At 71.0% G+C, this 21,852-nt stretch carries 15 protein-coding genes; 12 read left to right on the forward strand and 3 right to left on the reverse strand.

Annotated features, from left to right (window positions below; all coding sequences use genetic code 11):
* The first annotated feature begins 111 nt into the window (after positions 1-111).
* From ACIBW9_RS02570 to holA, 8 genes are all read left to right on the forward strand, one after another.
* Positions 112-843 carry a hypothetical protein gene (locus tag ACIBW9_RS02570; protein ID WP_398950446.1) on the forward strand — a complete coding sequence of 244 codons (732 nt, stop codon included), beginning with the start codon at positions 112-114 and terminating at the stop codon, positions 841-843.
* A gap of 72 nt (positions 844-915) precedes the next feature.
* Positions 916-1,761, forward strand: a complete 846-nt coding sequence (locus ACIBW9_RS02575) for a DegV family protein (protein WP_398950448.1) — start codon at positions 916-918, stop codon at positions 1,759-1,761.
* 119 nt (positions 1,762-1,880) lie between these two features.
* Positions 1,881-2,882: a helix-hairpin-helix domain-containing protein gene (locus tag ACIBW9_RS02580; protein ID WP_398950450.1), complete on the forward strand. Its 1,002-nt coding sequence runs from the start codon at positions 1,881-1,883 to the stop codon at positions 2,880-2,882.
* Positions 2,879-5,611 carry a ComEC/Rec2 family competence protein gene (locus tag ACIBW9_RS02585; protein WP_398950452.1) on the forward strand — a complete coding sequence of 911 codons (2,733 nt, stop codon included), beginning with the start codon at positions 2,879-2,881 and terminating at the stop codon, positions 5,609-5,611. Before ACIBW9_RS02580 ends, ACIBW9_RS02585 begins: the two co-directional genes overlap by 4 nt.
* Before the next feature lie 4 nt (positions 5,612-5,615).
* A complete protein-coding gene (locus tag ACIBW9_RS02590; protein ID WP_398950454.1) occupies positions 5,616-6,422 on the forward strand; it encodes an arylamine N-acetyltransferase in 807 nt (268 codons plus the stop codon).
* A 142-nt stretch (positions 6,423-6,564) separates the two neighbouring features.
* Complete coding sequence (locus tag ACIBW9_RS02595) at positions 6,565-7,446, forward strand: YceI family protein (RefSeq protein ID WP_398952068.1); 882 nt, start codon at positions 6,565-6,567, stop codon at positions 7,444-7,446.
* A 39-nt stretch (positions 7,447-7,485) separates the two neighbouring features.
* Positions 7,486-7,731 carry a hypothetical protein gene (locus ACIBW9_RS02600; RefSeq protein WP_398950456.1) on the forward strand — a complete coding sequence of 82 codons (246 nt, stop codon included), beginning with the start codon at positions 7,486-7,488 and terminating at the stop codon, positions 7,729-7,731.
* A 111-nt stretch (positions 7,732-7,842) separates the two neighbouring features.
* Positions 7,843-8,832, forward strand: coding sequence for a DNA polymerase III subunit delta (holA, locus tag ACIBW9_RS02605; protein WP_398950458.1), 990 nt, complete (start codon positions 7,843-7,845; stop codon positions 8,830-8,832).
* 228 nt (positions 8,833-9,060) lie between these two features.
* Here holA and rpsT read toward each other — a convergent pair whose 3' ends face one another.
* Positions 9,061-9,327, reverse strand: a complete 267-nt coding sequence (rpsT, locus tag ACIBW9_RS02610; protein WP_194046147.1) for a 30S ribosomal protein S20 — start codon at positions 9,325-9,327, stop codon at positions 9,061-9,063.
* 255 nt (positions 9,328-9,582) lie between these two features.
* Between rpsT and lepA the strand changes: the two genes are divergently transcribed.
* Both lepA and ACIBW9_RS02620 read left to right on the forward strand, forming a co-directional pair.
* Entirely contained in the window at positions 9,583-11,451 is a 1,869-nt protein-coding gene (lepA, locus tag ACIBW9_RS02615) for a translation elongation factor 4 (RefSeq protein ID WP_389070524.1), read from the forward strand.
* Between the two features lie 267 nt (positions 11,452-11,718).
* Positions 11,719-13,593, forward strand: coding sequence for an AMP-dependent synthetase/ligase (locus tag ACIBW9_RS02620; RefSeq protein ID WP_398950460.1), 1,875 nt, complete (start codon positions 11,719-11,721; stop codon positions 13,591-13,593).
* Between the two features lie 73 nt (positions 13,594-13,666).
* Here ACIBW9_RS02620 and ACIBW9_RS02625 read toward each other — a convergent pair whose 3' ends face one another.
* Positions 13,667-14,242 (reverse strand): two-component system response regulator, encoded by a 576-nt coding sequence (locus ACIBW9_RS02625; protein WP_398950462.1) that lies wholly within the window; start codon positions 14,240-14,242, stop codon positions 13,667-13,669.
* Between the two features lie 12 nt (positions 14,243-14,254).
* Positions 14,255-18,403 (reverse strand): HAMP domain-containing protein, encoded by a 4,149-nt coding sequence (locus ACIBW9_RS02630; RefSeq protein ID WP_398950464.1) that lies wholly within the window; start codon positions 18,401-18,403, stop codon positions 14,255-14,257.
* Positions 18,404-18,505: 102 nt separating this feature from the next.
* Here ACIBW9_RS02630 and ACIBW9_RS02635 point away from each other — a divergent pair, with 102 nt between their 5' ends.
* Positions 18,506-20,518 carry a SpoIIE family protein phosphatase gene (locus tag ACIBW9_RS02635; protein WP_398950466.1) on the forward strand — a complete coding sequence of 671 codons (2,013 nt, stop codon included), beginning with the start codon at positions 18,506-18,508 and terminating at the stop codon, positions 20,516-20,518.
* Positions 20,519-20,549: 31 nt separating this feature from the next.
* Positions 20,550-21,782 (forward strand): radical SAM family heme chaperone HemW, encoded by a 1,233-nt coding sequence (gene hemW, locus ACIBW9_RS02640; RefSeq protein ID WP_398950468.1) that lies wholly within the window; start codon positions 20,550-20,552, stop codon positions 21,780-21,782.
* Positions 21,783-21,852: the final 70 nt, after the last annotated feature.

Consider the following 21,852-nt stretch of genomic DNA (forward strand, 5'->3'; position numbering starts at 1 on the left):
GGTAGTCCCCTACGGGCAGGTTCGGGGTTCTTCTGGAACTCCGGGCCTGCCCGCCTCGTTTACCGTGGAAGAGCGACGCGGGGTGTGTCGCGACCGGTCGGAGGAGGAGCGGTGGAAGCAGTGATCGCAGTGTTCGCCCTGCTCTTCGTGCTCTTCCTGGGACTCGGCGCCTACGCAACGGTGAAGGCCGTCGGCGCCGCCAAGCGCAGCGTGGACCGCACGATCACCCAGGCCCGCCGCACCGTCGAGGACCACACCCTGCGGGCCAAGTCCTTCGCCCAGCCCGGAGCGGCGGGCGAGCTGGCCCAGCTGCGGCTGAAGCTGCGCACGTCGATGCGTGCCACACAGGACGCGCTGTACGCGGGCGTGGCCGAGGACGAGTCCCTGAAGGAGTCCCTCGGCCTCTTCGAGCGCCTCAGCGCGCACGGACATGAACTGGACGGCGATCTCAAGCGCCTGGAGGCCGAGCCGGACCGCACGACACTCGCCGAGCGGCTGCCCGCCCTGCGCGAGCGCACCGAGCGCATCGTGCAGTCGGCGGACGCACTGCGCTGGGCGGCCCGCGACCGGGCCCGCCGTTTCGCCGACGACGACCTGGACTCGCTGAGCGCCCAGATAGACGTCGAGGCGGGAGCCCTGCGGCACTGGACGAAGGCGGAGCCGGCGGCGCCCCCGCCGCCGTGGCCCGAAGCCCCCGGCGACACCGAGGCATCCCGGCAGACCTGGCCCGACGGGTCCCGGTCCCGCACCGCCGAGGAGCCGGCGCGGCCCGCCATCACCCTGCCGGGACGGCGCCCCGCCTACCCCTGGCAGAAGAAACCCCGCCCCGAGAGCACTACTTGATCCGGTCAAGGGCAGACCAGGTGAGAGGGGCCGGGCTGCCGTCCCGGCGCTACGGCAGGTAACCTCCAGCTCATGTCCCGCCATGTCGCGATCGTCACCGATTCAACGGCCTACCTGCCGCCGCGGACGATGGAGCGCCACGGCATCACAGCGGTGCCCCTGACCGTGGTCCTCGGCGACCAGGCACTGGACGAGGGCACCGAGATCTCGACGCGCTCCCTGGCCCAGGCGCTTCAGAAGCGGCGCCCCGTCACCACCTCGCGCCCCAGCCCCCAGCTCTTCGCCGAGACCTACCGCAAGGTCGCCGAGTCCGGCGCCACCGGCATCGTCTCCCTCCACCTCTCCGCCGAACTGTCCGGCACGTACGACGCGGCGGTCCTCGCGGCACGCGAGGCGCCGGTGCCGGTGCGGGTGGTGGACACCGGGGCGGTCGCGATGGCGCTCGGGTTCTGCACGCTCGCCGCGGCCGAGGCGGCGGAGGCGGGCGGCACGGTGGACGAGGCCGTCACGGCCGCGGAGAAGCGGGCCTCGGGCACGTCCGCCTACTTCTACGTCGACACCCTCGACTATCTGCGCCGCGGCGGCCGGATCGGCGCCGCGCAGGCGCTGCTGGGCTCGGCGCTCGCCGTGAAGCCGCTGCTGCAGCTGGACGGCGGCCGTATCGAACTCCTGGAGAAGGTCCGCACGGCGTCCCGGGCGATCGCCCGTCTCGAGGAGATCGTGGCGGACCGCGCCGGCAGCGCCCAGGTCGACATCGCCGTCCACCATCTCGCCGCCCCCGAGCGGGCGTCGGCCCTCGCGGACCGGCTCAGGGCACGGGTGTCGGGGCTGGCCGATCTGCATGTGAGTGAGGTGGGCGCGGTGATCGGGGCGCACACCGGGCCCGGGCTGCTGGGGGTCGTGGTCTCACCGCGGTGATGGCGGCACCCCCCGCGCTTTCACCCGTGTGAGGGGCGAAGTTATCCACAACTGGTGGGTGATCCCCGGGAATTGAGCAAGATCATCGCGAGGGTGGCGGAGTGCCCCATCGTCGTCGCATGGCACTTCGATCACGTTCACGCACAGCGACAGCGACCAGTGGCCCGGGGCGCAGCCCCGCATCCGACGGCCGGCTCCGTCATCGCCGCCCCCTGGCCCGCAGCCGGGTCCGGCATAGGCACCGGCATGCACCGGCGGAGGACCTCCGACGGCGTGCGGAGGTGCTCTTCCCCGAACGGGCGGGGGAATGGCGCGAGTCGGGGGCAGGACCGCCGCTCGCGACCGTCGAGGAGGGCAACCGTCCCGTGGGCGGGGCGGCCGCCGAGAGCCCGGACGACCGCCGATCCGCAGAGGCCTGGCGCATGCGGGCGGGGCTTGCGCTGCGGGAGCGGATGCCGCTGTGGCTGCAGGCCAGGTGCGGCCTGGAGCGGCGGAGCGTGGTCGCGCTCTCGACGCTGCTCGTCATTGCCGCGGTGCTCGCCGCCCAGCACTTCTGGGCCGGGCGGCCCCAGTCCGTGCGGGCGCCCGAGGTGGTGCGGGCGGCGGCTCCCTTCGGCGAACGGAAGGGGAGCGGGCGGCCAGGGCCGGAGGCTTCGCCCGGGGCGCCCAGTGCCGCAGGCACGGCCGGGGCCGAGATCGTCGTGGACGTCAGCGGCAAGGTCCGCGAGCCCGGGATCCATCGCCTGCCCGCCGGTTCACGCGTGGCCGACGCCTTGCGCGCGGCCGGTGGGGTGCGTCCCGGCACGAGCACCGACGGGCTGAACCGGGCCCGTGTCCTCGTGGACGGGGAGCAGGTGATGGTCGGCGGCCCCGCCGCCCCGGCCCCCGCCGGCGTGCCGGCCGGTTCGGCGGCGGGCACCGCACCCGCCGCTCCGGTCCCGCTCAACACCGCCACCCTGGACCAGCTCGAGACCCTGCCCGGCGTCGGACCCGTACTGGCCCAGCACATCGTCGACTACCGCACCCAGCACGGCGGTTTCCGCTCGGTGGACCAGCTGCGCGAGGTCAACGGCATCGGTGACCGCCGATTCGCCGATCTCCGGAATCTCGTACGGCCATGAGGCGCGCTCCCGATCCCCGGGCCGGGCGCGCGGCCGTCCACGCCGCCTCCCCGGGACGTCTCGGAGCCGCTCACCCCCGCCAGGAAGGACCGACGGACCTGCGCCTCGTACCGCCCGCACTCGCGGTCTGGGCGACGGCTGCGGTGATGCTGGACGCGACGGCGGCGTGGACCACGGTCACGGCGGTGGTGTGCCTCCTCGCGGCCGGTGCGCTGGTGCTCATGCGGAGACGGGCAGCAGCGGGCGGCGGTGGAAGCCGCGGGGGGCAGGGGCAGGGCGGTCACGGCGCCGGGGGTGGAAACTCCGGTGGTGGCCGGCAGGGCGGCGGTGCTCCCTCCCGCGACCCGCGGGCGAGCGGCGCTCCGGCCGGTGGCAAGCAGGGCGGCGGTCCGTTGCCCGAGCAGTCGGCGCCGGTGCCTGTGCCCGTGGGCCGGGCCTCGCGGGCGGGCGGTCGGCCCGCGGGTGCAGCGTGGCCGCGGGTCTCCGTCGCCGCCGTACTGCTCTGCGTCGCCGCGGCTGCCGTGTCTGCGGGGCTGCACGGCGCCGACGTCCGGCGTGGCCCCGTGCCGGATCTGGCGCGGCAGTACGCCACCGTGACCGCCGAGGTCGAGGTCGGCTCCGACCCACGGCTCAGCCGGCCCCGGATCAGCGGGGACCATGTCGCCCCGGCCTCCGTGCTGATCGACGGGGAGGTCCGGCGGGTGGAGGAGGCGGGCGGTACGGCGCTGGTGACGCGGGCGCCTGTGTTGCTCATCGTCGACGCGGGACCACGTGCTGCCGGAGAGGCGGGGCCACGGTCGCCGTGGCTCGAGCTGTTGCCCTCCACTCGGGTTCGGGTCGTCGTGCGGTTGGCGCCCGCGGCGGTCGAGGGCGACCGGGTCGCGGCCGTGCTGCGGGTGCGGGGCAAGACCGCGCCGGAGGTGGTGGTTGGACCGTCGGGGGTGCAGCGGTTCGCGGGACGGTTGCGGGCCGGGCTGCGGGAGGCGACCGACGGGCTGCCGGCGGACGCCAGGGCGTTGCTGCCCGGCCTGGTCGTCGGGGACACCTCGCGGATCACCCCGGAGCTGGACGAGGCCTTCAAGGAGACCGACCTGGCCCACACGCTCGCCGTGTCCGGGAGCAACCTCACGATCATCCTCGCCCTGCTCATCGGACCACCCGGCACGGCACAACTGGTGGAGCGCCGCGGACTCGCACCCCGGCTCGGTATCCCGCTCAGGACGACCGCGCTGCTCGGAGGAGCCCTCACGCTCGCCTTCGTGATCGTGTGCAGACCGGATCCGAGTGTGCTGCGGGCCGCGGCCTGCGGGGCCGTCGTCCTGCTGGCCCTGGCCACCGGACGCCGCAGATCGCTCATCCCGGCGCTGGCGACGGCGGTCCTGCTCCTGGTGCTGTACGACCCCTGGCTGGCCCGCAGTTACGGCTTCCTGCTCTCGGTCCTGGCCACCGGCGCCCTCCTCACGCTCGCGCCCCGCTGGAGCGAGGCTCTGTGCCGGCGCCGGGTCCCGCCGAGGCTCGCCGAGGGGCTGGCCGCGGCGGCCGCGGCACAGGCGTTGTGCGCGCCTGTCGTCGCCGTGCTGTCGGCGCGGGTGAGTCTGGTGGCGGTGCCGTGCAATCTGCTCGCCGAGATCGCGGTGGCGCCGGCCACCGTGCTGGGCTTCGCGGCGCTGGCGACGGCGCCGGTGCTGATGCCGGTGGCGAAGGTGCTGGCCTGGTGCGCGGGTTGGCCGACGGGCTGGATCGCGGGCGTCGCCCGGACGGGAGCCGCCCTGCCCGGCGGGGGAGTGGACTGGCCCGGCACCTGGGGCGGGGCGGGGCTGCTCGCCCTGGTCACGGCGACAGTGCTGCTGATCGGCCGGAGGCTGCTGAGACATCCGTGGTGGTGCACTGCCTGCGGGGTGCTGCTCGTGCTCGTCGTCGTGCAGCCGCCACCGCTGACCAGAGTGATCACGGGATGGCCGCCGCCTGGCTGGCGGTTCGCCATGTGCGACGTGGGGCAGGGCGACGCGACGGTCCTCGCGGCGGGGGACGGCACCGGTGTGGTGGTGGACGCCGGGCCCGATCCCACGCTCGTCGACCACTGCCTGCGCACCCTCGGCATCACCAGGATCCCCCTGGTCGTCCTCACCCACTTCCACGCCGACCACGTGGCCGGGCTGCCCGGTGTGCTGCGCGGACGTTCGGTGGGCGCCATCGAGACGACCGGCTTCGAAGAACCCGCGGACCAGGCGCGGTTCGTACGGAAGGAGGCGGCGGCACGACACATCCGGCTCACCCGCGCCGTGGCCGGGGAGCAGCGCCGGACCGGTTCGCTCTCCTGGCAGGTGCTGTGGCCCCCGCCCCGCCCGGCACCGGATCCGGACGGCCCGAACGACGCCAGTGTCGCCCTGCTCGCCAGGTCGGGCGGGCTGCGGCTGCTGCTGCTCGGGGATCTCGAACCCCCGGCCCAGCAGGCGCTGTTGAGATCGCCGCAGGGCGCGCTGCTCGGCGGTGTGGACGTGCTCAAGGTGGCCCATCACGGCTCGGCGTACCAGGATCCGGAGCTGATGCGCAGGGTGGCGCCGCGGATCGCCCTGATCAGCTGCGGGGAGCACAACATGTACGGCCACCCGGCCCCCAGCACGGTCGCGGCTCTGCAGGCCGAGGGCGCGGTGGTGCTGCGGACGGACCGGGACGGGGCCCTCGCGGTCGCGGGGGAAGGCGGGGAGCTGGGGGTGGCGCGAGACTGAGGACATGAATTCAGCACAGGTCGATGCCTACCTCCGCCGCCTGGGAGCCCCACGTCCGAAGCCGGCCGCCGGCGCCACCGCCGACGTGCTGCGCGAACTGCACCTGCGACACCTGCGGACAGTGCCCTTCGAGAACCTGTCGATCCACCTCGGCGAGGAGATCGTGCTGGAGGAGGAGCGGCTGCTGGACAAGGTGGTCGGGGCACGGCGGGGCGGGTTCTGCTACGAACTCAACGGGGCGTTCGGGGCCTTGCTCCGTGCGCTGGGGTTCGAGGTCACGCTGCTCGCGGCGCGGGTGCACGGGGACGAGGGGCGGCTCGGGATCCCGTACGACCATCTCGCGCTGCGGGTGCGGGCGTCGGACGGGAGCGAGTGGCTCGCGGACGTGGGCTTCGGGGCGCACAGCCACTACCCGCTGGCGTTCGGGGACAGGGGCGAGCAGAAGGATCCCGGTGGCGGCTTCCGGATCGTCGAGGCGGGGCCGGACCTGGACGTCGTCGTGAACGGCAGGCCGCAGTACCGGCTTGAGGTGCGGCCCCGCGAGCTCGGTGACTTCGTGGCCGGGGCGTGGTGGCACAGCACCTCGCCGGCGTCGCACTTCGTGCAGTCGCTGGTGTGTTCAAGGGTGACGGAGGACGGAGGGAGGATCACGCTCAGCGGGCGCACGTTCAAGGTCACGGGCGTGGACGGGGCGCGTCTGGAGCGGGAGTTGGGCACGGACGAGGAGGTGCTTCGGGCGTACCGGGAGCGGTTCGGGATCGAACTCGCCCGTGTGCCGACTGTGCGAAATCCCCTAGTGGCGACTGATTGAGGTCACATGGCGTCACATGGGACCAGAGAGGGCCAGTCATGGCTACTCGTGCGTAGGCACCCCGTGTTGCCTCGAAAGCCGCATCGGTGATCGAATGTCTCTTCGGCAACGGAAGATGTCGAGGCGCACAGGGGTGGCGTGGATGTTCGGCCGCTGGCTGGGAAACCGAACGAACAGGGTGCAACGGACGAGTCCCCTGGCGGCGGTACAGACCCCGCCGAATGCCGGGGTGCTGAGCTGCCGGGTGCTGGATCCGGTCCACGAGCCCGTGAAACACGCGGAGTTCGCGGTCAGCGACGCCATGGGACGCAAGGTGGTCGGCGGGGAGACGGACCCCTACGGTTCGTTCGTGACCGCGGTGCCCGCCGGGGAGTACCGGCTCGCGGTGTCCGCCGAGGGATACACGCCCTACCGGGCCGCCGCGACCGTCGGGGAGAACGAGCTCGCCTCGCTCGGGGATGTGACGCTTCAGGTCGCGAGGCCGCCGGAGCTGCCGCCTGCGGGGGACTGGGAGATCGAGCCCACGCATTCCTCGATCGGGTTCACCGCGCGGCACATCGGGCTGGCCCGGATCCACGGGCGGTTCAACTCCTTCGCCGGGGCCGTCCGGATCACCGAGCCGGTGGAGCAGTCGGCGATGCATGTGGTGATCGACGCGGCGTCCATCGACACGAACGTCCGGATGCGGGACGACCATCTGCGCTCCGGTGACTTCCTGGACGTGGCGCGCTTTCCGACGCTGGAGTTCTACAGCGAGCGGTTCGTGCACAAGGGCGGGAACCGGTGGGCGGTCACGGGTGCGCTGTCGCTGCACGGCGTGACGCGTACCGTCACGCTCGACACCGAGTACCTCGGGCTCGGCAACGGCATGGAGGGCGAGGTGCGGGCGGCCTGCCGGGCCACCACGGAACTGCACCGGGACGACTTCACGGTGAGCTGGCAGACCATGCTGGCGCGGGGGATCGCGGTGGTGGGCCCGAGCATCCAGGTCGACCTCGACGTGCAGATCGTCCGCAAAGGGTGACCTGCGGGCGCCCGCAGGGGGTGCCGGACAATGGCTGCCGTGAGCGATGTGAGACATGTACTGGTGCTGCCCGACCGGGATGCCGCGGAGGCGGTGGCCGAGGCGCTCGGGGAGCGGTTCGGGGTGGCCGAGGAGCCGCTGCTCGTACGGGACGCGCTGGCCGGTGAGGACGACGCGGAGGACGCCCAGTGGCTGGTCGTCCTGCGCGACGAGGACGGGCGGCTGGACCCCGGGGAACTGGACGAGTTCGCGGGGGAGTGGGACGGGTGGCGGGAGGAACCGTAGCGCTCCGCCGGGTCGCCGCTGGTGAGTGCGTGCTGAGTGCCGGCCGCGGGCGGGATCTGGTGCGCGGCCGTACCGACCGCGTTGTCAGTGCCGCATGCCATGCTTGTCGCGATGGCCAGGAAGACTGCTGAAGACGACCCTCTCGCCCCGGTGACGCTTGCCGTGGGCCAGGAGGACCTCCTGCTCGACCGTGCCGTGCAGGAGGTGGTGGCCGCCGCCAGGGCCGCCGACGCCGACACGGACGTACGTGACCTGACACCGGAGCAGCTGCAGCCCGGCACGCTCGCCGAGCTGACCAGCCCCTCGCTCTTCGCCGAGCGCAAGGTCGTGGTCGTACGCAATGCCCAGGACCTTTCCGCCGACACGGTCAAGGACGTGAAGGCCTATCTCGGGGCGCCCGCCGAGGAGATCACCCTCGTGCTGGTGCATGCGGGCGGAGCCAAGGGCAAGGCCCTTCTCGACGCCGCGCGCAAGGCCGGGGCGCGGGAGGTGGCCTGTCCGAAGATGACCAAGCCGGCGGATCGCCTGGCCTTCGTGCGCGGGGAGTTCAGGGCGGCCGGGAGGTCTGCCACGCCCGAGGCCTGCCAGGCGCTCGTCGACGCCATCGGGAGCGATCTGCGGGAGCTGGCGTCCGCCGTCTCCCAGCTGGTCGCCGATGTCGAGGGGACCATCGACGAGGCCGTCGTCGGGCGGTACTACACGGGGCGGGCCGAGGCGTCGAGCTTCACGGTTGCCGACCGGGCCGTGGAGGGGCGGGCGGCCGAGGCACTGGAGGCACTCAGGTGGTCCCTGGCCACCGGGGTGGCGCCCGTGATGATCACCAGTGCGCTGGCGCAGGGCGTGCGGGCGATCGGGAAGCTGTCGTCCGCGCGTGGGGGGCGGCCGGCCGACCTGGCGCGTGAGCTGGGGATGCCGCCGTGGAAGATCGACCGGGTGCGACAGCAGATGCGGGGGTGGACGCCGGACGGGGTGGCGGTCGCCCTGCGGGCGGTCGCCGAGGCGGATGCGGGAGTGAAGGGAGGCGGGGACGATCCCGAGTACGCGCTGGAGAAGGCGGTCGTGGTGATCGCCCGCGCTGCCCGGTCCCGGGGGCGGGCGTAAGGCCCACCGTCGAGGAGTACCGGCCAGGAATGCCCAAGGCCCCGGTATCCCGCCCTGGGGAAGGGCTGGATACCGGGGCCTTCGGCTCAAGCTGTCGGATCCGCGCCCGCGTGGCGAACGCAGGCCGCGCGCGGATCCCCGGTGCCGGTCGGGAGCGGATGAGAGAGGGCCCGCTCTGGGTCCTTCCGGCGGTTCGGTCCCGGGGGACCGGTCAGATCAGTAAGAGGTTCAGCCCTTGATGGAGGCGACCTTGGAAGCAAGCGCCGACTTCTTGTTGGCGGCCTGGTTCTTGTGGATGACGCCCTTCGAGACGGCCTTGTCGAGCTGACGCGCGGCAGCGCGCTGGTACTCGGTGGCCTTCTCGACGTCACCCGCGGCAGCGGCCTCGCGGGCCTTGCGGATCGCGGTCTTCAGGGAGGACTTGACGGCCTTGTTGCGCAGCCGGGCCTTCTCGTTGGTCTTGATCCGCTTGATCTGGGACTTGATGTTCGCCACTGATTGAGCCTTTTCAGGTTCAGGCACAGGGCCAGGAGCACTCCGCGCAGAGATACGCAGGAGATACCGGGTCCCGTACCAGGTGATTTCTTGGGAGTTGTGCCTCGCGCTGAGAGGGCATGAGACACAGCCACCCAGAGTACCAGTGGGCGTCCCGACGGCCCAAAACGGTCCCCGGTCGCCACCCGTGGGACGATGGAACCTACGTATCGATCCGACCCGAGGCATAAGGCGCCTCAAGAGACAGGACCCTGCGTGCCCGCGACCCCTAACAATGTGCCCGAGCCGAGCCGTACCGACCCGGCTCTGATCCGCAATTTCTGCATCATCGCGCACATCGACCACGGCAAGTCCACGCTCGCCGACCGGATGCTCCAGCTGACCGGTGTGGTCGAGCAGCGGCAGATGCGTGCTCAGTACCTCGACCGGATGGACATCGAGCGCGAGCGTGGCATCACGATCAAGTCCCAGGCGGTGCGGCTGCCCTGGGCTCCGACCCATGAGCCCGGCAACACGCACATCCTCAACATGATCGACACCCCGGGGCACGTCGACTTCACCTACGAGGTCTCGCGGTCGCTCGCCGCCTGCGAGGGCACCGTCCTCCTCGTCGACGCCGCCCAGGGCATCGAGGCCCAGACCCTCGCCAATCTGTACCTGGCGATGGAGAACGACCTCACGATCATCCCCGTACTGAACAAGATCGACCTGCCGGCCGCGCAGCCCGAGAAGTTCGCCGAGGAGCTCGCGAACCTCGTCGGCTGCGATCCGGACGACGTGCTGCGGGTCTCCGCCAAGACCGGTCTCGGCGTCGACGCCCTGCTCGACAAGGTGGTCAAGGAGATCCCGGCGCCGGTCGGCGTCGCGGACGCCCCCGCCCGCGCGATGATCTTCGACTCCGTATACGACTCCTACCGCGGTGTCGTGACGTATGTACGAGTCGTCGACGGCCAGCTCAACAAGCGCGAGCGGATCCGGATGATGTCCACCGGTGCCACCCACGAGCTGCTGGAGATCGGCACGAACTCGCCCGAGATGCTCGGCGCCGACGGCCTCGGTGTCGGTGAGGTGGGCTACCTGATCACCGGTGTGAAGGACGTCCGCCAGTCCAAGGTCGGTGACACCATCACCAGCCTGGCCAAGGGTGCGACCGAGGCCCTCGGGGGATACAAGGACCCGAAGCCGATGGTCTTCTCCGGGCTGTATCCGCTGGACGGCTCCGACTACCCGGAGCTGCGCGACGCCCTCGACAAGCTCCAGCTCAACGACGCGGCGCTCGTCTACGAGCCGGAGACCTCCGCCGCCCTCGGCTTCGGCTTCCGCGTCGGTTTCCTGGGGCTGCTGCACCTGGACGTCATCCGTGAGCGGCTGGAGCGCGAGTTCGGCCTCGATCTCATCGCGACCGCGCCGAACGTGGTCTACCGCGTGCTCATGGAGGACGGCAGCGAGCACACGGTCACCAACCCCAGCGAGTTCCCCGAGGGCAAGATCAACGAGGTGTACGAGCCCGTCGTACGCGCCACGATCCTCGCCCCCAGCGAGTTCATCGGCTCGATCATGGAGCTGTGCCAGACCCGGCGCGGCACCCTCCTCGGCATGGACTACCTCTCCGAGGACCGCGTCGAGATCCGCTACACGCTGCCCCTCGCGGAGATCGTCTTCGACTTCTTCGACCAGCTGAAGTCGAAGACGCGCGGTTACGCCTCGCTGGACTACGAGCCCACCGGCGAGCAGACCTCCAGCCTGGTCAAGGTCGACATCCTGCTGCACGGCGACAAGGTCGACGCCTTCTCCGCGATCACCCACAAGGACGCGGCCTACGCCTACGGTGTGCGGCTCGTCGCCAAGCTGCGCGAGCTCATCCCGCGGCAGGCCTTCGAGGTGCCCATCCAGGCCGCCATCGGCTCCCGGGTGATCGCCCGCGAGACCATCCGCGCCATCCGCAAGGACGTCCTCGCCAAGTGCTACGGCGGTGACATCTCCCGTAAGCGCAAGCTGCTCGAAAAGCAGAAGGAGGGCAAGAAGCGGATGAAGATGGTGGGTTCCGTGGAGGTTCCGCAGGAGGCCTTCATCGCCGTGCTCTCCAGCGATGACAGCGCGGGGTCGGGCAAGGGCAAGAAGTAACCGGGAGTAACAACGGGTTGCGGCACCAATCCGGACACAACAGGGGCTCGGCGTACGAAAGTGCGGCGGGCCCCTACGCGTGCGTAGTGTCGCTCTCTGTAGGAAGTGACAGGCCGCCGCCCCTTACGAACCGGCCGGTCGGGCTCTACCCTGATCTCTGCTCGATAGTTACTCGCGAGTTAAACAACGGCTTGCGAGTGGATTACAGCCGCAGTCAATACCGCCGCACTTGAGCCAGCCGCGCTGCCGCGGGCCCCGGAGGATGTCGTGAGCGACACACAGACACTGATCGAGAACCGTCCGCCGAGCGTGGCGACCCTCTTCCTGGAACGCGTTGCGGCCACACCGGACGCGGAGGCCTACCGCTACCCGGTGGCGCCCGCCTCCGGCGAGGGCCCCGACGACTGGAAGTCGCTCAGCTGGGCGCAGGCCGCCGAGCGTGTCTACGCGATCGCGGCCGGTCTGATCGAACTCGGAGTGCAGCCCGAGCAGCGCGTGGCGCTCGCCTCCTCCACCCGGGTCGAGTGGATCCTCGCCGATCTCGGCATCCTGTGCGCCGGAGCGGCCACCACCACGGTCTACCCGCAGACCAACGCCGACGAGTCGGCGTTCATCCTGTCCGACTCCGACAGCCGGGTGCTGATCGCGGAGGACGCGGCCCAGCTCGCCAAGGCGGTCGAGAAGCGCGCCGATCTGCCCGACCTCACCCATGTCGTCGTGATCGACCCGGCCGGCGTCGAGACCAGTGACTGGGTGCTCACGCTCTCCGAGCTGGAGGCCCGTGGCGCCGCCCGTCTGGAGAAGGACCCCGACCTGATCAAGGAGCGGGTCGGTGCGATCACGTCCGATCAGCTCGCGACCCTGATCTACACCTCGGGCACGACCGGCCGCCCCAAGGGTGTGCGACTGCCGCACGACAACTGGTCGTACATGGCGAAGGCGATCGCCGCGACCGGGCTGATCAGCGGCGAGGACGTGCAGTACCTGTGGCTGCCGCTCGCCCACGTCTTCGGCAAGGTCCTCACCTCGGGGCAGATCGAGGTCGGGCACGTCACCGCCGTCGACGGCCGCGTCGACAAGATCATCGAAAATCTGCCGGTCGTGAAGCCGACGTACATGGCGGCCGTCCCGCGCATCTTCGAGAAGGTCTACAACGGGGTCGCGGCCAAGGCGAAGGCCGGCGGCGGCGCCAAGTACAAGATCTTCCAGTGGGCGGCCGGGGTCGCCCGCGAGTACGCCAAGGTCGCGCAGGACAACTTCCGGCGCACCGGCACGGCCTCCGTCCCGTTCTCGCTCGGCGCCAAGCACAAGGTCGCCGACGCGCTGGTCTTCGCCAAGATCCGCGAGGCGTTCGGCGGGAACCTGCGGGCGTGCGTCTCCGGATCGGCCGCGCTCGCGCCCGAGATCGGCTACTTCTTCTCCGGCGCCGGCATCCACATCCTCGAGGGCTACGGCCTCACGGAGTCCTCGGCGGCCTCCTTCGTGAACCCCGGCGAGGCCTACCGCACCGGCACGGTCGGCAAGCCGCTGCCCGGCACGGAGGTGCGGATCGCGGACGACGGGGAGATCCTGCTGCGCAGCCCGGGCATCATGGAGGGCTACCACGGGCTGCCCGAGAAGACCGCCGAGGTGCTGGAGTCGGACGGCTGGTTCCACACCGGTGACATCGGGGAGCTGTCGCCCGACGGGTATCTGCGCATCACGGACCGCAAGAAGGACCTCATCAAGACGTCCGGCGGCAAGTACATCGCGCCCGCGGAGGTCGAGGGGCAGTTCAAGGCGGTCTGCCCGTACGTCTCCAACATCCTGGTGCACGGGGCCGACCGGAACTTCTGCACGGCGCTGATCGCTCTGGACGAGCCGTCCATTCTCGACTGGGCCAAGGAGAACGGGCTGGAGGGCAAGTCGTACGCCGAGGTGGTGGCCGCGCCGGCGACGGTCGCGCTCATCGAGGGGTACGTCAAGGAGCTCAACCAGGGGTTGCAGCGGTGGCAGACGGTCAAGAAGTTCCGGCTGCTGCCGCGGGACCTCGACGTCGAGCACGGGGAGATCACGCCCAGCCTGAAGCTGAAGCGGCCGGTTGTCGAGCGGGAGTACAAGCACCTCATCGATGAGATGTACGCCGGTACGCGCGAGGCGTAGGGGGGTGAACGGGGATCGTTGGCGGCTGACCCGCCGTCGTGGCTGGTCGCGCAGTTCCCCGCGCCCATAAAAACTAAAACCCGCGGCCCCTGGCTACGAGTTCCCGGAGCTCTCGGACCTGGACCCGCAAGACTGCCAGGTCCGGGGGCTCCTCTGCGTTCAGTTCCCGTTCCAGCTCCGCCAGCCTACTGCCCACCTCCCCGTAGTCCGACTGCTCCTGGGCCAGCAGCCGCTCCAATTGCTGGTTCTTTCTGTGCAGGTCCAGGAAGACGGTGACCTTCGCCCGCAGGACCCAGGGGTCGAAGGGCTTGGTGAGGTAGTCCGCGGCGCCGGTGGCGTAGCCGCGGAAGGCGTAGCCCGAGTCGTCCTCCGCGCCGGTCAGGAAGATGATCGGGACGTCCTTGGTCTGGTCGAGCCGCTTGATGTTGGCGGCCGTCTCGAATCCGTCCATGCCGGGCATGCGGACGTCGAGCAGGACGAGGGCGAAGTGCTGGCGCAGCAGTGCCTTCATCGCCTCCTCGCCCGAACGTGCGCGTACCAGCGGCTCGTTGAGGGACCCCAGGACGGCCTCCAGCGCGATCAGGTTGTCCTCCATGTCGTCCACGAGGAGGATGCTGGCGCGCTCGTTGGTCGTTGCCTCAGCGCTCATGATGAGTGTGCCTCATTCGGTGGTCGGCCCTGCCGCCGCTTCCTCGGTCGTGCCCGGCTGCGGGGCAGTGGTGTCGGTGGTCTCGTCCGGGCCCTCCGGATCCAGCAGTGCGCAGACGACCGTCAGCAGCTGATCGACGTCCACCGGCTTCGGTACGTAGTCGTTCGCACCGCGGCCGATGGACTTCTCGCGGTCTCCGGGCATCGCCTTGGCGGTCAGGGCGACGATCGGCAGACCGGACCAGCGGGGGGTGCGGCGGATGGCGGAGATGGTCTCGTAGCCGTCCATCTCCGGCATCATGATGTCCATCAGGACCAGTTCGACGTCCGGGTTGCGCTCCAGCGTCTCGATGCCCTCGCGGCCGTTCTCCGCATACAGGACCGGCATGCCGACGCGGCCGAGGACATGGGTGAGGGCGAAGACGTTGCGGATGTCGTCGTCGACGATCAACACCCGCCGCCCGGGCAGGACTTGACCTGCCCGGCCCGTCTTCCAGGCCTCCAGCTTGGTGGGGGCCGGCCAGGAGTCGTCCACGTCGTGCGTGGCGGTGAAGGGCTCGGCGGACAGCTGTTCCGGCATCGGCAGCGCATGCTCCTCGGGGACCGGTCCGGTCGCCGGGTGTCCGGGGCTGACGACGGGGACGTACAGCGTGAAGGTGGACCCCTTGCCGGGCTCGCTGGTGGCGACGATGCGGCCGCCGAGCAGGCCCGCGATCTCCCGGCTGATGGACAGGCCGAGGCCGGTGCCGCCGTACTTGCGGTTGGTGGTGCCGTCGGCCTGCTGGAACGCCTCGAAGATGACCGGGAGTTTCTCGGGCGCGATGCCGATGCCCGTGTCGGTGACGGCGAAGGCGATCACGTCGTCGCTGTCGCGGACGTGGAGGCGCTCGGGGTCCTTGATCCGGTTCACGCGCAGTTCCACCCTGCCCGACGCGGTGAACTTGATCGCGTTGGAGAGCAGGTTGCGCAGGATCTGCTGGAGCCGCTGCTCGTCCGAGTACATCTCGCGCGGCACGTCCTCGCCGACCGCCACCTCGAAGGCGAGGCCCCGGTCGAGGGTGAGCGGGCGGAAGGTGGCGTGGACGTAGTCCAGGAGCTTGATGAGCGGCAGCTTCTTGGGGCGTACGTCCATGCGACCGGCCTCGATCTTCGACAGGTCCAGGATGTCGTTGATCAGCTGGAGGAGGTCCGAGCCGGAGCGGTGGATCGTCGTCGCGAACTGCACTTCCTGGTCGGAGAGATGGCCGTCCGGGTTGTCGGAGAGCAGCCTCGCCAGGATCAGCAGGGAGTTCAGCGGGGTGCGCAGTTCGTGCGACATGTTCGCCAGGAACTCCGACTTGTACTGCGAGGAAGTCGCGAGCAGCGCGGCCTTCTCCTCCAGTTCGGCGTTGGAGCGCTGCAGCTCGGCCTGCTGCTTCTGGAGTTCGTCCGAGCGCTCCTGGAGCTGCATGGCCAGCCGCTGGGACTCGCCGAGCAGGGACTCGGTGCGGGAGTTGGCGATGATCGTGTTGATCGCGACGGCGATGGTGTTCACGAACTGGTCGAAGAACGCGAGGTGGACGTCGGAGAAGCGGGAGAAGGAGGCCAGCTCGATCACGCCCAGGAGCTTGTCCTCGAAGAGGATCGGGATGATGACGACACTCGTGGGAGCCGCCTCACCGAGCCCACTGTTGATCTTGATGTAGTCCGGCGGGGCCTCCTCGACGAGGATCCGCTTCTTCTCCCGGGCCGCCTGCCGGACCAGGCCGTGCACGGGGAGGCCGCCGGTCTCGATGGTCGTGCCCTGAGCCGAGCCGTACCCGGCGATGAACGCGAGTCCCTTCGTGGGAACGGCGGTGCGCAGCCCGGCGCTCTCCTCGTCCGGATCCGCCAGGAAGAACGCGCCGTACTGGGCGTTCACCAGCGGGGTCAGCTCGCGCAGCAGCAGGTCGGCGACCTCCATCAGATCGCGGTGGCCCTGCATCAGCGCGGCCAGACGGGCCAGGTTGGACTCCAGCCAGTCCTTCGCGCGGGTGGTCTCGCGGAGGTTGGCCACCATCAGGTTGATGTTGTCCTTCAGCTCGGCGACCTCGCCCTGGGTCTCCACGGTGATCGAGCGGGACATGTCGCCCTGGGCCACGGCGGAGGCGACCTCGGCGATCGCGCGGACCTGGGTGGTCAGGTTCGACGCCAGCTCGTTCACGTTCGTCGTCAGGCGCTTCCAGGTGCCGTACACGCCCTCGACCCTTGCCTGACCGCCGAGCTGGCCCTCGGAGCCGACCTCGCGGGCCACGCGGGTGACCTCGGAGGAGAAGGAGGAGAGCGTGTCGACCATCGTGTTGATGGCGGTCTTCAGCTCCAGGATCTCGCCGCGCGCGTCCACGTCGATCTTCTTGGAGAGGTCGCCGTTGGCGACGGCGGTCGTCACCTGGGCGATGTTCCGCACCTGTGAAGTCAGGTTGTCCGCCATGTAGTTGACGTTGTCGGTCAGATCCCGCCACACCCCGGACACCCCGAGCACCTGGGCGCGGCCGCCGAGCCTGCCGTCGGTGCCGACCTCGCGGGCCACCCTCGTCACCTCGTCGGCGAAGGCGCGCAGCTGCTCCACCATCGTGTTGACGGTGTCCTTCAGCTCGAGGATCTCGCCGCGGGCGTCGACGGTGATCTTCTTGGAGAGGTCGCCGTTGGCGACGGCGGTGGTCACCTGGGCGATGTTGCGGACCTGTGAAGTCAGGTTCAGCGCCATGAAGTTGACGTTGTCGGTGAGGTCCTTCCAGACGCCGGAGACGCCCCGCACCTGCGCCTGGCCGCCGAGGTTTCCCTCGGTGCCGACCTCGCGGGCGACGCGGGTGACCTCGTCGGCGAAGGCGGAGAGCTGGTCCACCATCGTGTTGATCGTGGACTTCAGCTCCAGGATCTCGCCCTTCGCCTCGACCGTGATCTTCTTGCCGAGGTCGCCCTGGGCCACCGCGGTCGAGACCAGGGCGATGTTGCGGACCTGTGAAGTCAGGTTGTCCGCCATGAAGTTGACGTTGTCCGTGAGGTCCTTCCAGACGCCGGAGACGCCCCGCACCTGGGCCCGGCCGCCGAGGTTTCCCTCGGTGCCGACCTCGCGGGCCACGCGGGTGACCTCGTCCGCGAAGGCGGAGAGCTGGTCCACCATCGTGTTGATGGTCGACTTCAGCTCCAGGATCTCGCCCTGCGCGTCGACCGTGATCTTCTGGCTCAGGTCACCGTTGGCGACGGCGGTGGTCACCTGGGCGATGTTGCGGACCTGCGAAGTCAGGTTCGAGGCCATGAAGTTGACGTTGTCGGTCAGGTCCTTCCAGACCCCGGAGACGCCCCGCACCTGGGCCCGCCCGCCCAGCTGGCCCTCGGTGCCGACCTCACGGGCGACCCGCGTCACCTCGTCGGCGAAGGCGGACAGCTGGTCGACCATCGTGTTCACGGTCAGCTTCAGTTCGAGCAGCTCACCGGTCGCCTCGACCGTGACCGTACGGGTCAGGTCGCCGCGGGCCACCGCCGTCGTCACCAGCGCGATGTCACGTACCTGCGCGGTCAGCCGGGACGCCATCGTGTTGACGGCTTCGGTCACGTCCCGCCAACTGCCGGACAGGCCCGTCACCTTGGCCCGTCCGCCGAGCCGCCCCTCGGTGCCCACCTCGCGCGCGACCCGCGTCACCTCGCCGGTGAACAGGGAGAGCTGGTCGACCATCTTGTTCACGGCCCGGCCCAGCCGCCGCAGATCACCGCGCAGCTGCCGGTTGCCGTCGTGCAGGTCGACCCGCTGCGTCAGATCGCCGCCGGCCACCGCGTCGAGCACCCGCGTCGCGTTCGCCGCCGGGGCCACCAGGGCGTCGAGCAGCTGGTTCACATCGTTGACCCGGGAGGTCCAGGCGCCCTGCCCGGGGCTCGCCGTGACCCGCTCGTCGAGCCGCCCGTGCCGCACCAACTCCCGCTTCACGCGCTGCACTTCCCCGTTGAAATGCGTGCTGCGGTCCATGATCTGGTTGAACACGGCCGTCAGCTCGGCCACCATCCCGTGACCGGTCTCCGGAATCTTCGTGAAGTCGCCGTCCCGGGCGGCGGTCATCGCGGCGAGCAGCGGACGCAGCTCCGATGCTCGGAGTTGTTCCGGTTTTTGACCGTCTTCGAGCACACGCGTAGCACTGTTCTCACTCATGGCGGCCCACTTCGGTAACTCGACGCTTATGGGCGAGGCCAGTCTGTCACTCTGTCGGCATCGACTGAGGCGTATTCGTCCGAACCGCTCGGGGAGCTGTCCATGGGGGCCATTCCGACGCAACGGGAGACCGCTTCCTGCGCTTGCGATGCGCCTGCACACCTGCACGGCACCGCGCACGGGAGGGTGGACCCGCGTGCGCAGACGTACACGACGCTGCCCGGCAGCCCCCTCGCGCCGGGTTCCGCCCGCGCCCTCGTACGCGCCGCGCTCGCCGACTGGGCGGAGACCGGCCTCCCCGGCGCCGAACACCTCAGCGACCGGCTCGCCGACGACGCCGTGCTCGTCGTCAGCGAACTCGTCACCAACGCCGTCGTACACGCGGGCACCGAGGTCGACGTGGAGTGCCGCATGGAGGAGGCGCCCGCCGCGCTCGTCGTGGAGGTCTCCGACCACCATCCCTCCCGGGCACCCCGCGACTCGGACGTCCAAGGGCCCTACGAGACCGCCGAAGTGCCGTACGGGACACCGGAGTACGGGCGCGGGCTGCGCCTGGTCGCCACGCTCGCCGAGTCCTGGGGCGTCACCTTCCGCCGGGGCACCAAGACGGTGTGGGCGCGGCTGCCCGCCGACCGCGACCCGACCCAGGGCGAACCGGAGGCGCACGCCGGCCGGCAGGCACTGGAACGCGGGCTGCGCGCCGCCGAGATACTGGCGCCCGACCCGCAGCGCGCCGAGCGCGACCGGGACTGGCTGCACCGCGGTGCGCTGTCCTTCCTCGCGGAGGCGTCCGATCTGCTGGCCGGGCAGCTCGACGAGAACCTGGTCGCCGCACTCGCCGGACAGCTGATCGTGCCGCGGCTCGCCGACTGGTGCGCGGTGTGGCTGGAGGACGAGGCCATGGGCCGCGGAGGCTGGGCCGACGGCACCGGAGGCACCGGGCCCCGCCTGGCACGCGTCTGGCATTGCAGCGAGAACCGCATCGAGGAACTGCGCCGCGCCCTGGAGAAGGACCCGCCGCATCCGCCCGAGGCCACGGGCGCCGCCCCGGTCGTGGGGGCACCGCTCGACGAAGGCCGGGAGTGGGGGAGAAACCGCGAGTGGGGCAGGTCCGGGCCGGTGGTGTACCCCTGGCCGGGCGAGGCGTTCGACGTGCGCGACGAGCACGGCGCGGCGCTCGCCTACCGTCTCATCGCGGGCGGCCGGCCGCTCGGCACGCTCGTGATCGGACGCTCCGGGCTGCTGCGCTTCCCAGACGAGGTCACCGGGCTTGTCGAGGACCTCAGCCGCCGGGTGGCGCTCGCCATCGGCGCGGCCCGCCAGTACGCCCGCCAGGCCACCATCAGCCAGGTCCTGCAGCGCGGCCTGCTGCCCGCCGCCGTCGCCGAGATCCCCGGCGTACGCAGCGCCCTCGTCTACGAACCGTGCGACAAGGGCGGCCCCAGCGGCGACTTCTACGACCTCTTCCCGGCCGGCGACGGCCGCTGGTGCTTCGCCGTCGGCGACGTCCAGGGCAAGGGCCCCGAGGCCGCCGTCGTCATCGGCCTGGCCCGCCCCTGGCTGCGTCTGCTCGCGCGCGAGGGCTACCGCGTCACCGACGTACTCGACCGCCTCAACCGCCTCCTCCTCGACGACGCGACGGAGGCCGCGGACGCCGCCGCCCGGGCCCTGGTACGGCCGCCCGCCCCCGGCGACGGCCCGCAGACCCGCTTCCTCTCCCTCCTCTACGGCGAGCTGACCCCCTTCGACGGCGGCATCCGCTGCACCCTGGCCTCCGCGGGGCATCCCCTGCCGCTGCTCCTCGGCCCCGACGGCAGCGTCCGTACGGTCGCCCGACCGCAGACCCTGCTCGGCGTCGTCGAGGACGAGACGTACACCAGCGAGACCTTCGAGCTCCGCACCGGCGACAGCCTCCTGTGCGTCACGGACGGCGTGACCGAGCGCCGCTCCGGCTCCGACATGTTCGACGACGCCGACGGCCTCGCGACCGCCCTCTCCGGCTGCGCCGGGCTGAGCGCCGAGCTGATCGCGGAACGCATCCGCAGGCTCGTCCACGAGTTCGGCGGCCGCCCGCCGGAGGACGACCTGGCGCTGCTGGTGCTGCAGGCGGAGTGAGCAGTTCGTACGGTGCTGGACAATGGAAGGCATGCCTTCCGCACTCCCCGACGGCGAACCGGTCCCCGCCGACGGCGCACTCCCCGCCTCCGCCCTCGCCGGGGCCCCCGACCGCCCCCTCGGCTTCTATCTGCACGTCCCGTACTGCGCGACCCGCTGCGGCTACTGCGACTTCAACACCTACACCGCCACCGAGCTGCGCGGCACGGGCGGCGTCCTCGCCTCCCGCGACAACTACGCGGACACCCTGATCGACGAGATCCGCCTGGCGCGGAAGGTCCTGGGCGACGACCCGCGTCCCGTCCGGACGGTTTTCGTCGGCGGCGGTACGCCGACCCTGCTGGCCGCCGGTGATCTCGTACGGATGCTGGGGGCGATCCGCGACGAGTTCGGTCTGGCGGCTGACGCGGAGGTCACGACGGAGGCGAACCCGGAGTCGGTGGGCCCGGCGTATCTCTCCGTTCTGCGGGACGGCGGCTTCAACCGTGTCTCCTTCGGCATGCAGAGCGCGAAGCAGCATGTGCTGAAGGTCCTGGACCGCACCCACACGCCCGGCCGCCCCGAAGCATGCGTCGCGGAGGCCCGCGCGGCCGGATTCGAGCACGTCAACCTGGACCTGATCTACGGCACCCCGGGCGAGTCGGACGACGACTGGCGGGCGTCGCTGGAGGCGGCACTCGGAGCGGGCCCGGACCACGTCAGCGCCTATGCGTTGATCGTCGAGGAAGGCACACAGCTGGCGCGTCGCATCCGCCGGGGCGAGGTCCCGATGACGGACGACGACGTCCACGCCGACCGCTATCTGATCGCGGACGAGGTGATGTCGGCGGCGGGCTTCGACTGGTACGAGGTCTCCAACTGGGCCACCTCCGAGGCGGCCCGCTGCCTGCACAACGAGCTGTACTGGCGGGGAGCCGACTGGTGGGGCGCGGGCCCCGGGGCCCACTCGCACGTGGGCGGGGTGCGGTGGTGGAACGTCAAGCACCCAGGCGCGTACGCGGCGGCGCTGGCGGCGGGGAAGTCGCCGGGGGCGGGCCGGGAGCTGCTGTCGGAGGAGGACCGGCGGGTGGAGCGGATCCTGCTGGAGCTGCGGCTGCGGGAGGGCGTGCCGCTGGATCTGCTGCGGGAGGAGGGGCTGGCGGCTTCTCGGCGGGCGCTGGGGGAGGGGCTGCTGGAGGGCGGGCCGTACGAGGAGGGACGGGCGGTGCTCACGCTGCGGGGGCGGTTGCTGGCGGATGCGGTGGTCAGGGACTTGGTGGACTGATCCCCTGGCGGGTGAATCGGTGCGGAACGTCGGTTCGGTCCCTAACCTGGTTCGTACGCTGTCGCCGTAG

Origin of the sequence: Streptomyces sp. NPDC049541 (genome assembly GCF_044465725.1) — a bacterium.
Classification (GTDB): Bacteria; Actinomycetota; Actinomycetes; order Streptomycetales; family Streptomycetaceae; genus Streptomyces.

Excerpts from the sequence above, each read along its gene's own strand:
- ACIBW9_RS02625 (WP_398950462.1), bottom strand. The coding sequence starts at position 14,242 with ATGAGCGCTGAGGCAACGACCAACGAGCGCGCCAGCATCCTCCTCGTG.
- ACIBW9_RS02590 (WP_398950454.1), top strand. The coding sequence starts at position 5,616 with ATGAATTCAGCACAGGTCGATGCCTACCTCCGCCGCCTGGGAGCCCCA.
- ACIBW9_RS02580 (WP_398950450.1), top strand. The coding sequence starts at position 1,881 with ATGGCACTTCGATCACGTTCACGCACAGCGACAGCGACCAGTGGCCCG.
- ACIBW9_RS02630 (WP_398950464.1), bottom strand. The coding sequence starts at position 18,403 with ATGAGTGAGAACAGTGCTACGCGTGTGCTCGAAGACGGTCAAAAACCG.
- ACIBW9_RS02635 (WP_398950466.1), top strand. The coding sequence starts at position 18,506 with ATGGGGGCCATTCCGACGCAACGGGAGACCGCTTCCTGCGCTTGCGAT.
- ACIBW9_RS02595 (WP_398952068.1), top strand. The coding sequence starts at position 6,565 with ATGTTCGGCCGCTGGCTGGGAAACCGAACGAACAGGGTGCAACGGACG.
- ACIBW9_RS02585 (WP_398950452.1), top strand. The coding sequence starts at position 2,879 with ATGAGGCGCGCTCCCGATCCCCGGGCCGGGCGCGCGGCCGTCCACGCC.
- ACIBW9_RS02575 (WP_398950448.1), top strand. The coding sequence starts at position 916 with ATGTCCCGCCATGTCGCGATCGTCACCGATTCAACGGCCTACCTGCCG.
- holA (WP_398950458.1), top strand. The coding sequence starts at position 7,843 with ATGGCCAGGAAGACTGCTGAAGACGACCCTCTCGCCCCGGTGACGCTT.
- hemW (WP_398950468.1), top strand. The coding sequence starts at position 20,550 with ATGCCTTCCGCACTCCCCGACGGCGAACCGGTCCCCGCCGACGGCGCA.